13 protein-coding genes are annotated in these 12,495 nt (G+C 39.7%); 8 read left to right on the plus strand and 5 right to left on the minus strand.

Translation table 11 applies throughout. The features are described 5' to 3' along the window. Positions 1 to 155: 155 nt before the first annotated feature. Together LXL81_RS08240 and LXL81_RS08245 are read right to left on the minus strand one after the other, a co-directional pair. Entirely contained in the window at positions 156 to 1,178 is a 1,023-nt protein-coding gene (locus LXL81_RS08240; RefSeq protein WP_234646249.1) for an SPASM domain-containing protein, read from the minus strand. Between the two features lie 83 nt (positions 1,179 to 1,261). Continuing rightward, positions 1,262 to 1,723, minus strand: coding sequence for an Lrp/AsnC family transcriptional regulator (locus LXL81_RS08245; protein ID WP_234646250.1), 462 nt, complete (start codon positions 1,721 to 1,723; stop codon positions 1,262 to 1,264). Between the two features lie 184 nt (positions 1,724 to 1,907). Here LXL81_RS08245 and ald point away from each other — a divergent pair, with 184 nt between their 5' ends. Then, entirely contained in the window at positions 1,908 to 3,020 is a 1,113-nt protein-coding gene (gene ald, locus LXL81_RS08250) for an alanine dehydrogenase (RefSeq protein ID WP_234646251.1), read from the plus strand. Between the two features lie 66 nt (positions 3,021 to 3,086). On the opposite strand, the gene LXL81_RS08255 is transcribed toward ald, so the two are convergent. Further along, entirely contained in the window at positions 3,087 to 3,632 is a 546-nt protein-coding gene (locus LXL81_RS08255) for an outer membrane beta-barrel protein (RefSeq protein WP_234646252.1), read from the minus strand. Positions 3,633 to 4,234: 602 nt separating this feature from the next. Here LXL81_RS08255 and LXL81_RS08260 point away from each other — a divergent pair. The 4 genes from LXL81_RS08260 to LXL81_RS08275 all read left to right on the plus strand — a co-directional run bounded on the left by LXL81_RS08260 (position 4,235) and on the right by LXL81_RS08275 (position 8,606). Continuing rightward, positions 4,235 to 6,070 carry a DEAD/DEAH box helicase gene (locus LXL81_RS08260; RefSeq protein ID WP_234646253.1) on the plus strand — a complete coding sequence of 612 codons (1,836 nt, stop codon included), beginning with the start codon at positions 4,235 to 4,237 and terminating at the stop codon, positions 6,068 to 6,070. A gap of 75 nt (positions 6,071 to 6,145) precedes the next feature. Continuing rightward, entirely contained in the window at positions 6,146 to 6,679 is a 534-nt protein-coding gene (locus LXL81_RS08265; RefSeq protein ID WP_234646254.1) for a DinB family protein, read from the plus strand. A gap of 104 nt (positions 6,680 to 6,783) precedes the next feature. Next, positions 6,784 to 7,629, plus strand: a complete 846-nt coding sequence (locus LXL81_RS08270) for a sugar phosphate isomerase/epimerase (protein WP_234646255.1) — start codon at positions 6,784 to 6,786, stop codon at positions 7,627 to 7,629. Positions 7,630 to 7,694: 65 nt separating this feature from the next. Continuing rightward, on the plus strand, positions 7,695 to 8,606 hold the full coding sequence (locus tag LXL81_RS08275) for a sugar phosphate isomerase/epimerase (protein ID WP_234646256.1): 912 nt from the start codon (positions 7,695 to 7,697) through the stop codon (positions 8,604 to 8,606). A gap of 2 nt (positions 8,607 to 8,608) precedes the next feature. On the opposite strand, the gene LXL81_RS08280 is transcribed toward LXL81_RS08275, so the two are convergent. Beyond that, complete coding sequence (locus LXL81_RS08280; RefSeq protein ID WP_234646257.1) at positions 8,609 to 9,643, minus strand: zinc dependent phospholipase C family protein; 1,035 nt, start codon at positions 9,641 to 9,643, stop codon at positions 8,609 to 8,611. Between the two features lie 340 nt (positions 9,644 to 9,983). On the opposite strand from LXL81_RS08280, the gene LXL81_RS08285 reads away from it, so the two are divergent. Continuing rightward, positions 9,984 to 10,388, plus strand: a complete 405-nt coding sequence (locus LXL81_RS08285; RefSeq protein WP_234646258.1) for a Dabb family protein — start codon at positions 9,984 to 9,986, stop codon at positions 10,386 to 10,388. A 71-nt stretch (positions 10,389 to 10,459) separates the two neighbouring features. On the opposite strand, the gene ung is transcribed toward LXL81_RS08285, so the two are convergent. Further along, on the minus strand, positions 10,460 to 11,125 hold the full coding sequence (ung, locus tag LXL81_RS08290; RefSeq protein ID WP_234646259.1) for a uracil-DNA glycosylase: 666 nt from the start codon (positions 11,123 to 11,125) through the stop codon (positions 10,460 to 10,462). A gap of 148 nt (positions 11,126 to 11,273) precedes the next feature. Between ung and apaG the strand changes: the two genes are divergently transcribed. Next, entirely contained in the window at positions 11,274 to 11,660 is a 387-nt protein-coding gene (gene apaG, locus LXL81_RS08295) for a Co2+/Mg2+ efflux protein ApaG (RefSeq protein WP_234646260.1), read from the plus strand. Positions 11,661 to 11,716: 56 nt separating this feature from the next. After that, positions 11,717 to 12,493: an O-methyltransferase gene (locus LXL81_RS08300; RefSeq protein ID WP_234646261.1), complete on the plus strand. Its 777-nt coding sequence runs from the start codon at positions 11,717 to 11,719 to the stop codon at positions 12,491 to 12,493. Positions 12,494 to 12,495: the final 2 nt, after the last annotated feature.

The following is a 12,495-nucleotide window of genomic DNA, read 5'->3' on the forward strand; positions in this document are numbered from 1 at the left end:
TGAATTACCAATGCCAAATTTCAATTATTCAGAGCAAACCACCAAAAAATGTTCCACGGAGTTTAAATAAAAAGTATTTACATCCTCAATATCAAATAATTAACTTATATTAATATTTGTTAAAATTTGAAATAAAGGTCTAAAAACACAATGTTTCACGCCCAAACCTGTGTTCCTTCCGTACAGTTTTTACACATTTCTATCTCAGAACGTGACCGGATCAGGGACGCCCGGAAGTCATTATATTTTTTCCCACGCCATAGCTGGCGGAAGCTGGTTTTCTTCATATCGCCCAGCTGATATTCGGCATCCTTATCAAAACAACAGGGAACAACGCCTCCGTCCCAGGTAATCACACACGAATGCCACATTTTCCAGCAGTGGTCCACAAATTTATTTTTGATTGAAAATTTACCGTCAGCGTGTTTCTCGTAACGGGAATATTTATCAATGGTAGGTATTAGATCAGAACCTTCTTCATAGTCGTAAATCTGGGCGGTTTTTAACCCTACTTCATCCACACCCATTTCTTCCGCCAGTCTTTTTACATCCTCAATCTGATGTTCATTCGGTTTGACAACGAGAAACTGGAAGATTACATGAGGCGTACTGGATTTAAGTTCCTTTTTCCATTTGATGATATTTCGGGTACCTTCGAGCACTTTTTCAAGATTCCCACCGATTCTATATTGCTCGTAAGTTTCCTGTGTTGTTCCGTCGATGGAAATAATCAGGCGATCTAAACCTGACTCCACTGTTTTACGGGCTTTTTCATCTGTTAAATAATGCGCATTGGTGGAAGTTGCCGTGTATATCCCTTTTTCGTGGGCATAATTGACAAGTTCAAAAAACTTGGGATGTAGATAGGGCTCTCCCTGGAAATAAAATATGAGGTATAGTAAAGTATCGGCTAATTCGTCAATTGTTTTCTTGTAAAGCTTTTCCTCCATCATGCCCGTCGGACGGGTGAAAGAACGCAAACCACTTGGACATTCCGGGCAGCGCAGATTGCAGGACGTTGTAGGTTCAAAAGAAATCGCAATGGGCATCCCCCAATGTACGGGCTGGCCGGTGGTTTTTGAGTAAAAATAACTGCTCAGTATCTGAATGGCATTCCATGCACGTCTTGGCGTTACCTTCGACATCAGGTTTAAACCATCTTTAAAATTTTTATTCATTTTGTTGATTTTTGGCCGTCAAAATTTAAAAATTGACTGCTTAATAACTGTAAGAATATTTCCCGCCCCACGTTCAGTACTTTCTAACGAACTGATATACCGGTCGAGTACTTGATTTCCGAAATTACAAAATAGCTGCTGATGTGTAACACACTTTTCAGGGCAGAAAGTTTATGCTGATAAAATTGGTTGTATGCTTCCCCATCTTCCACAATGACTTTTAACATATAATCGAAGTTACCAGAGACCACTGAACATTCCAAAACCTCAGGCATATTGACAATCGCCTGATTGAAATCTTCAAAACTTTCCCGTTTTTGTTTATCCAGGGTTATATTACAATAAACTACCAGCGATTTACCGAGCTTTCTTCTGTTTAACAAACACACATATTTGTCGATAAAACCCTCTCTTTCAAGTTTTCTGATGCGGTCATGCACAGGTGTTACCGACAGATTTATCCTGCTGGCAATTTCCTTCATCGTAAACTGAGAATTCTCCTGAAGCAGTTCAAGTATTCGTTTGTCGGTCAGATCAATTTGCATGAAAAGTATTTTTTTGTCGAAAGCATATATTTCTACACAAATGAAAGAATTAATTTCTTCCCGGAACTCTTCGAACAGTTTTTTTTTCTGTATTTCAATTAAACAAAAGAAAGTTTTTCCCTCATCCGGTATTTTTACAAACGAATTTTCAAAGTGACAATTTTCAAATCTAACTCTTATTACTATGATCATCGGCGTTCCGAAAGAAATTAAAAACAATGAAAACCGTGTGGCCGTCACGCCTGCGGGAATTACAGAATTCCGCAAACATGGACATACCATTTATGTACAGACGGAAGCGGGAAAAGGAAGTGGATTTTCTGACGAACAATATACCGAAGCAGGTGCTACCATTCTTTCGACAATTGAAGAGGTATACGCGATTGCTGAAATGATCATTAAAGTAAAAGAGCCGATTGAAAGTGAATATGCTTTAATCAAAGAAGATCAGTTGCTGTTTACCTATTTCCACTTTGCATCATCTGAGCCGCTTACAAATGCAATGATCGAACGTAAGGCGGTTTGTCTGGCTTACGAGACTGTGGAAAGAACTGACAGAAGTTTACCACTTCTTATTCCAATGAGTGAAGTTGCCGGTCGTATGGCTGTGCAGGAAGGTGCAAAATATCTTGAAAAACCAATGGGTGGATTCGGAATTTTGCTTGGTGGTGTTGCCGGCGTTAAACCCGCCAATGTGCTTGTTCTTGGGGGTGGTATAGTTGGAACGCAGGCTGCAAAAATGGCGGCTGGTTTAGGTGCCAATGTTACGATTGTTGATATCAGCCTTGCACGTCTTCGTTACCTTGAAGATATTATGCCGGCGAATGTAGATACCGTAATGTCAAATGAATACAACATCCGTGATCTTGTAAAAAGCTCGATCCTTATTATTGGCGGTGTATTAATTCCTGGCGCAAAAGCACCTTCATTAATCACACGAGATATGTTGAAATTAATGAAACCTGGTACCGTTATGGTTGACGTTGCGATTGACCAAGGCGGATGTTTTGAAACATCTCACGCTACAACGCATGAAGATCCGATTTACGAAGTGGATGGCGTAGTTCATTATTGCGTAGCGAACATGCCAGGTGCCGTTCCTTATACTTCAACATTAGCACTAACGAATGCAACGCTTCCTTATGCCTTATTATTGGCGAACAAAGGATGGAAAGCAGCTTGTGCAACAAACGAGGAATTGAAAAAAGGACTTAATGTTGTGAATGGAAAAATTGTTTTCAAAGGTGTTTCCGATGCCTGGAACCTTCCTTATACAGAAGTGAGCGAAGTACTGTAATATATCAACTTTAAGTCAGAAAGCCGGATCGAAAAAATGTCGATCCGGCTTTCTTTTTTTACAATTTTACAATCCGAAATTTTTCGAGATTCCAAAACCTGCGCCACTGCCAAAATTAAGCCCGAAACTGCTGCTTTTCTTTTCTCCTTTTATCTTATTGGTTGCAAAGCCAAGACTCCCAAAATTAAAATTCAAGGCAAAACCATTTTTAAGATTAACTCCTATCGCAGGAAAAATTGTTGATTCGAAACCGTTCATTTTAACCCCCGCAGTTTTACCAGACAAAAAATTAGTATTCAATTGTCCGTAAACCGCGAATATGTCAGATAACGGATAGGCATAACGAATGAAAGGCCCCGCTCCGAATGATGTCGTTTTAATTTCAGGTGAACCTGTTTTTGAAGATGTTGTGTGAAGATTGACCCCACCCGTCCAGTGATCGTTCCATTGATATCCAACTGCTGGCGTGAACGAAAAACTGTTTGTTTTAATGTCCGATGAAGACTTGGAACTATTGATTCCCAGACCTCCATAAACCAGAATTGAATTACTCTGAGCCTGAACAGCCATGGCAGCCATCGCAAACATCATACTTAAAAATACTTTTTTCATGTCAGATTGTATATAGTTGTGAATTTCATGATCACCAACTCTGGTGATTTGCCTCTATATACGGGCTAAACACAAAAAAGTAACTGACACAAAAATTCAATAATTAAGCATTCTGACGCTTTCGGAGATATTATTTCGCAGACATGACAGAACGTGATAAATTTTATTTCTGAAAATATTACAATTACTTTCTTGCAGCTATTGACATTTAAAATAATAGTTGTACTTTTGTAAAAAATTAGAACGAACATCCGTTCGCTTCTCTGCTTCATATCACGGTTCGGCGATTTATTTTTAGCGCCACCAACCTTTAAAACGCCTGGTTGGTTTTACCCGTTTCGTCATGCAGAGCCCCACGGATGTCTTGTGGTGGGCTTAGCGCAATCCCTTAAATTTAAGTTACTGACAGTCATCAGCGTTGTTGTACCAAACCGGTTTTTCGCGGTTTACCTTAACAATCAGACATGATTTCAAATTGTGCAGGTTTTCAATATTCTATTTAATATTCGTCATGAAGGATATTGGATTGATATTGCCGGCAACCTACTGACTTCTAATTCTTATAAAATAATTTTTAAAGAATTTTAATAATAACAAGATAGATGACTACTGAAACAATTGAGACAATTGAAGATTTTGAGACCTTCGCTGATTTAGGACTCTCAGAAAACATTCTTAAAGCCTTAACTGAAATGGGTTTCACAAAACCCTCTCCAATTCAAGCACAGGGTATTCCGGCTGTAATGCTAGGTTCTGACGTAATCGGTCAGGCGCAAACAGGAACAGGAAAAACTGCTGCTTTTGGAATACCTGTACTTGAACGTATTGACGTAACCAACAATGCTGTTCAGGCACTTATACTTTGCCCTACAAGAGAATTAGCCGTACAGGTTTCTGAGGAAATCGGAAGACTTGCTAAATTTCAGCGTGGACTTAAAATTGAAGCTATTTACGGTGGTGATTCTATTGATCGCCAGATACGTTCTTTGAAAAAAGGTGTTCATATAGTTGTAGGAACTCCTGGTCGTGTAATGGATCATATGCAGCGTCGTACTTTGAAATTTGACGAAGTTCGCATGATGGTTCTTGACGAAGCTGACGAAATGTTGGACATGGGTTTCCGTGAAGATATTGAAAGCATTCTGGCTGACATGCCGGAAGATCGCCAGACAATTCTTTTCTCGGCTACTATGTCTAAGCCGATCATGTCGATCACAAAACGCTTCCTTAATGATCCTGTGTTGATTAAAGTAGTTCGTAACGAGCTTACTAACGTTAACATCGAACAGGTTTGTTTTGAAGTAAAACCTCAGGCGAAAGTTGAAGTAATGACTCGTCTGATCGATATGTACCATTTGAAATCACTTCTTGTTTTTTGTAACACAAAACGCAAAGTGGACGAAATCGTTGAAGAATTACAACTTCGCGGTTACGCATCAGAAGGTATTCACGGTGACTTGCGTCAGCAACAACGCAGCAATGTAATGAGCAAATTCAAGGCGGGTGTAACAACCATCCTTGTTGCAACAGACGTAGCTGCACGTGGAATTGACGTTAGCGGTCTTGATGGCGTAATTAATTACGACATTCCTTTGGACGAAGAATATTACGTACACCGTATCGGCCGTACAGGTCGTGCCGGTATGTCCGGAAAAGCATTCTCACTGGTTGCACGTGACGAAAAATTCCGTCTGAAAACCATTGAAAACTATACAAAAGTAAAAATCGAAAAAGGCGTTATTCCTTCTTACGAAGATATCGTTGGTGTTCGTAAAGCCCGTTTTGTTGAAAGCATTTCTGCTTCAATTCAGGAAGGTGATACAGATCTTTATCAGGATGTATTGGAAATGTTACGTCACAGCGGTTTTACAACTGAACAAATCGTAGCAGCACTTGCCAAACAAATTATGGGTGTTCAGAAAAACGAATACGCAGATACTAACCTGGCATGGGAAGAAAGACGTGGTGGCGAAGGCCGTCGTGAAGGTGGAAGCGATCGTTTCGAACGTCGTTCATCCGGCGGATCAACAGGCGGACGTTTTGAAAGAGGTTCCCGTGATGGCGGAAGCCGTGAAGGAGATCGTCGCGGACCAAGTTCTGACCGCTTTGCGAGCAGAGAACGTACTGGCAGCAGCGAATCACGTGCACCGCGTGAACCGCGTGAACGTGATGGAGAAGCAAAACGTACAGCAGCACCGGAAGCAGGTATGACTCGTTTGTTCCTTAGCCTTGGACGCAAAGATCATATCATGCCTCGTGATATCGTTGGAGCGATTGCTGGTGAAGCAAACATTCCTGGTAAAACGATCGGAGCAATTGATATTTATGATAAATTCACTTTTGTTGATGTTCCTGAACGCGATGCACGCACCGTACTACGTGCCATGGACGGTAACACAATCAAAGGAAAAGCAGTACAGATTGACATTGCAAAATAATCATTCTGATTTCTGACACCATATATGAATTAAGAGGGACTTGTAAAAGAGTCCCTTTTTTTGTTACTTTTCCAAATGGAAAATAATGAAAAACCAGAAGTCTGGCTTCGTGGGCCGCTTCCCAATATACCTACCGTTTTGCAGCCAGCTGCTCATGCGCTTTTGCAGGCACAGGAAGAAATCAATAGATTAAACCCAAACTTCCCTTCTGAATTACTATGGACCAAACCTGCCGGATCAGCTTCAGTAGGTTTTCATATGCAGCATCTTGCTGGTGTACTGGACAGGCTCCTTACCTATGCCCGCGAAGAATCGCTCACAGAAGAACAACTTAAATATTTAAGACAGGAAGGACAACCTCCATTCCCGGATTGTAGTTTTACCGATTTACTACATCATCTCAATAACCAGTTTGACACCGCAATCTCTCAAATCAAAAATACGGATCCGTCAACAATTCTGGAAGTAAGAATGGTAGGCCGCGCACAGATTCCTTCTACTCATTTGGGATTAATATTTCATGCGGCCGAGCATACTATGCGCCATTTAGGGCAATTGCTGGTAACCATGAAAATATTATTATCAGATAATGACAATCGGAGAAACTAACGACTTTGTAAGTAATAATTTCCAGTTACATAAATTGTATTATTGAGTAGTTCGCATTGCACTTTCTCTTCTTTAAGTGTTTATTTTGAACTAATATAACTCTTATGCAATTTTTGAAGTCTACCTTGCTTTTCTGCTTATTGGCAGTGTGCGGATTATCAGCCTCGGCACAAAATAATCCCGAAGACAAATCCGGTTGGAAACTTGGGTCACAATCTTACACATTTCGTCTTTTTACCTTTGCCGAAGCATTGAAAAAAATCGATAGCTGCGGTTTAAAATATGTTGAAGCGTTTCCCGGACAAAAACTTGGTGGAGGCGTGGACGGGACCATGGATTTTAAAATGGATGCCGCAAAACGCCAGGAAGTTAAAGCACTTCTAAAAAAATACGGCATTACGATGACGGCTTTTGGTGTTGTAAACGCAACGAATGAAGAAGAGTGGAAAACACTTTTTGAATTTGCAAAAGATATGGGAATTCTGAATATTGATACCGAGCCAAAACCGGAACAATTCGCCTACATCGCTCCATTAGCAGATAAATATAAAATTAATGTTGCGCTGCACAATCATCCGAAACCTTCACATTACTGGTCTCCGGATTCCGTATTGAAATACGCTGCAAAAAGTAAATTCATAGGCTCTTGCTCGGATATCGGTCACTGGGTTCGTTCCGGGCTGGATCCCGTTGCGTGTCTGAAACAATTAAACGGCCATGTTCTCGGATTACACTTTAAAGATGTCGTAAAGGATACACCAGACGGGAAATATCATGATGTGGTCTGGGGAAAGGGTGACAGCCAGGTTGACGCTGTTATTGCTGAACTTAAACGTCAGAAATTTAAAGGACCAATTTCAGTTGAATATGAATATCACTGGGAGAACAATGGCCCTGAGGTAGCAGAAAGCGTTAAATATTTCCGTACGACGTTTCAAAAAGTGAAATAAAACGACGTATTTCCAAGTTAAAAAGTTGAATAAATTATTACCTTTTCATATTAACAACAGCATTTATGACTTATAACCGTCGGTTATTTTTGAAATCAGCAGGAGCCGCAGCCGCCGGCTCTTTGGTTTTGACACTAGCAGCATGTGGAGGATCAAAAGAAAAATCTTCTGAAAGTACTGACTCTACGGGTGTTGCTTCAACAGGCGCAGGTGCGCCATCAATTTCCGATTTTGGATTACAACTTTACAGTGTTCGCGATGTGATCGGTGCTGATCCAAAGGGAATACTGAAACAAATCGCAGGTTTCGGATATAAAAAAATCGAAAGTTATGCGGGCGACAAAGGCTTTTTGTGGGGAATGACGCCGAAAGTATACAAGGCCTATATGGACGAATTGGGTATTGTTACCGTGAGTACACATGCCGATACAACCAAAGACCTTGAAAAAAGTGCCACAGAAGCGAAGGAAGCCGGTTTGTCATACATTTTACAACCTTACATTGGTCCACAAAAAACACTGGACGAATGGAAAAAACGTGCAGAAGAATTTAACAAACGGGGAGAAATTTGCAACAAGGTTGGAATCAAATTTGGATATCATAATCATGACTATTCTTTTAAAGAACTTGAAGGTAAAATTCCTCAGGAAATTCTGTTGGACGGAACCGACAAATCACTTGTTCACTATGAACTGGATTTAATGTGGATCGTCGCTGCAAAACAAGATGCTGCCGCGCATTTGAAAAAATATGCAGGCCGTTATGATCTTTGCCATATTAAGGATCTGGTAAGCAAACCGGAAAATCATTCGACGGATTTGGGTAAGGGAGAAATCGACTTCGCCAGCCTTTTGAAAGTGGCTTCGGATAGTGGCGTGAATCAGTTTATCGTTGAGCAGGAAGAATATCCGGGACCCGTTTTGACAAGTATCGGCAATGACGCAGAGTATATGAAAAAACTGGTTTTTAAATCATAATACTACTGATCACTTTCTGATCTGATATTAAGAAGCCGCCGCCACCAGCTTTGCTGTTCGGCGGCTTCTGCTTTTTTTTCCTTTTCATCCAAAGTAAAATTCGATATTTCTTTTAAATCCGGCTGTCCGGCGTTGATCCAGCACGTAAACCAAAGATCGCTGACCATCTCTATGGAATTCTTCATTTGTCTCTCAACCTGCCCTTTTAATTTCTGGTGATATTGATTTGAAAATTCCTCTGAATAAGTTCTAACCAGCAAATTATTTCTCAGTTCGAAACTAAACTTCTTATCGGCGTCGAAAGATGCTGTTAATTCCTTTTCAAACAGAAAAACAGAGTCACTCGCCATGTGCGCCCTATTGACCGAAAACCAAATCCGATCAGCCAGGTTTTCAATATATTTTGCTTCGCCAAGCCATAAGTCATAATCATTGGCATAAAGTTCTGGCAATCTGGATTCCCAAAATCCATGAATGCCTTCCTGTTTGGTTAGCTGCCCATTGTAGTTTTTGGTAGTATGTAAGGGAACATTTGAATCAGCCACGTAATGTCCAAGATCGGCAGAAATCCTTAGAATTCGTTTTGCGTCTTTATCTTTAAATGCTTCGGTCAGCTGGTAGGCGGCCGTTTGAATATACCACGGGACGATGCCATGTTTTCTCAAACTATCCTCTCCTATTTTCTTTACCGCCGCCGGCCAGTAATGAGGCAGTTTTTGCATCGCACTATCACCATAAACATCAAGATCAATGAAATGCCTTTCAGCTTCACCGACAACAGCATACCTGCGGCGATCGGGATTTACTGCATTCTCGGTAAGGTAATCAATGTGCTTTTTGTAAAAGTACTGCATATCAACCGGCAAGCGATAAACTGCCAGTCTATTGATACGTTTATGTGCCCAAAATCCCCAGCTGGATGAAAATCCCTTTTCCTGAACCAGAAAAAATGCCAACAGAAAGAAAATCAGCTCTTTTTTGAAAAAAAATCGACTTTTTTTCAAAAATTTTTCTGTCAAAACAATATTGATTTCCATATATAATTTGGGAATATAAAAAGCAGGCTTTACTACCGTTTATACTTAAATTATCAAAAAAAGTAACCAACTCTTATCTACTCTGAACCTGTTTTTCTGCTTTTAACAACTTTTCTGCAAAATCCACTGGATTTTCACACCCAACACAAAAATTTGTACAATATTTTACAAAAAGTTACTCAAAATAAAATATTGCCATTTATAGTTTTGTAGTGTAAATATTTCGAAAATCATCCTAAAAACAATATTATTAACATTATTTAAGGAAATAATACAATTAAAAATATTTGTTTTACATTTGTTTAACAATAAGATATGACGGTTAAATAAGTCCCAAGAGATGAGAACTAAAAATAAAACAATAGGATATTTAGTACCGGTTTTTATGTTAAGCGTGTTTATGCTTATCATTTATGGAGCATACGTTCCTCACAAAGCCGCAGAAACACAACGCATTGTTTGTATCAAATTTAAAGCAGGTACAACGAGTGAAGAAATGGAAAAAGAAATGCGTGACTTCGCAGTTTTGAAAAACAATGTGAAAGACGTTGTTGCTTATTCAGCTGGAAGAGTTCAAAAATCTGATGGAAACAAAAGTGAGTACGACGTGATTCATTATCTGACTTTCCGTACGGATGAAGCTGCGAAACAATATGCATCAAACGCATACCGCAATGATTTCGTGAAGAGCAACGAGTCCCACTGGGATAAAGTATTAGAAATGAATTCTGATATCGAAAAGTAATTATTTAATAGTAATAGGAGTGAAAATTATTAAAAAGAGTCGGGCTTCCCGACTCTTTTTTTCTTATGATCTTACCAGTTCACCGGTGTAAGTCCCTTCTCTTCGAGATAAGTATTTGCTTTGCTGAAATGTTTTGTTTCAAACCAGCCACCATAATTTGCTGCCATTGGAGACGGATGTTTGGCCTTTAAAATGTAGTGCTTGCTTTCGTCAATCACCTTTCCCTTATCCTGTGCATACTTGCCCCAGAGCATAAAAACAACATTTGTTTTCTCGTCGGATACGCATTTAATAACAGCGTCTGTAAATTGCTCCCAGCCTTTTCCCTGATGGGAACCAGCTTTTCCAGCCTCAACCGTTAAGGTTGAATTAAGAAGTAAAACGCCTTGTGATGCCCATCTTTCCAAATTACCTGATGGCGGAATCGGTTTGCCAAGATCATCCTTGATTTCCTTAAATATATTGAGCAGCGACGGTGGCATTCTGACGCCGTCATTCACTGAAAAACATAGCCCGTTTGCCTGTCCAAATCCGTGATATGGATCCTGCCCCAGAATCACTACTTTACAATCGTCAAAACTGCAATGGTTAAAAGCATTAAAAATTTGCCTGGCAGGTGGAAATATTTGTTTCGTTGCATATTCACTTTTAACAAAATCAGTAACCGCAGAAAAATAGGGTTTTTCAAATTCCGCGGCAAGTCGCTTTTTCCACGACTCTTCTATTTTAACATCCATACTTTTATTATTAATTAAAATCCAAATTAATTGATTTTTGATTTGCTTTTATCAGTAAATGATGACTATTTTCGTTAGTAGTGAAATTTAACAAAAGACATACCAGCATTTTTGTTGATCAAGATTTTCAACACTATCCTCAATCCGTATGGTTTCGAAAGTGACAGATGGCGTAAAAGTCACCGTATTGACAGAATATCAGCCTGATTACTCCAATCCAAGGCAGGATCACTATGTGTTTACCTACAAGATTCTTATTGAAAACCATAGCGAGCATACTGTGAAGTTATTGCGCAGACATTGGTTAATATATGATGCAAACGGCACAGTGCGTGAAGTGGAGGGTGAAGGGATTGTGGGTTTGCAGCCCGTTCTGGAGCCTGGGGATATTCATGATTATGTTTCAGGATGTAACTTGCGTACGGATCTGGGTAAAATGGCCGGTACTTATTTGATGGAGCGCGTCCTGGACGGCCGCCAGTTTCGTGTTATTATTCCCGCTTTTTCACTTGTTGTACCTTATCGGTTAAACTGACAAAACATATCCATTGCAGTTAATTTTACTGCCTTATTTTATTAAAATTTCTTCAATTGATTACTGCTTATTTTAAGTATCTCCTGCGTTCCGGAAATGAACATGCCATCCACTCTCCTTTTCTTTTTGATTTATATACCAAGGTCATAAAAGATAAGCGTGAGAAACATCCGGATTATTCTACCTTACAATCATTACGAAAAGAGCTGCTTGCTTCTGATGAGGAAATTGAAATTCTTGATTTGGGTGCAGGATCAAGGATTAATAAATCAAATCTCAGAAAGATAAAAACAATTGCAAAAAACGCTGAGAAGCCCGAAAAATTCGGAAAGCTTTTTCATCGTTTGATTCGTCATTTTCAGCCGGAAAGTTTACTGGAATTAGGCACCTCGCTAGGACTCACGACGCTTTATATGGCTAAGGCAAAACCGGATTCAAAGATAATTTCTTTTGAAGGATGCCCGGAAACTGCAAAAGTGGCCAGACGTAATTTTGAAAAATCAGGTGCTCGAAACATTGAAATTATTCTGGGGAACATTGATAAGACCTTACCGGAAAATTTAAAAAAATTCACCAATGGGCTTGACTATGCCTATTTCGATGCCAATCACCGCTACGAGCCTACGGTAAGATATTTTGAAGATTGCCTTCCTTATGCCAAAAACGATTCCGTTTTTATTTTTGACGATATCTACTGGTCTGAGGAAATGACACAGGCCTGGGAATATATCAAAGCGCACCCAGAGGTAACTTTAACCGTGGATTTGTTTTGGATCGGACTGGTTTTTTTCAGAAAAGAGCAGGTAAAAGAAGATTTTGTTCTGAGATTTTAATA

It is taken from the genome of Dyadobacter sp. CY356, assembly GCF_021440195.1.
GTDB lineage: Bacteria > Bacteroidota > Bacteroidia > Cytophagales > Spirosomataceae > Dyadobacter.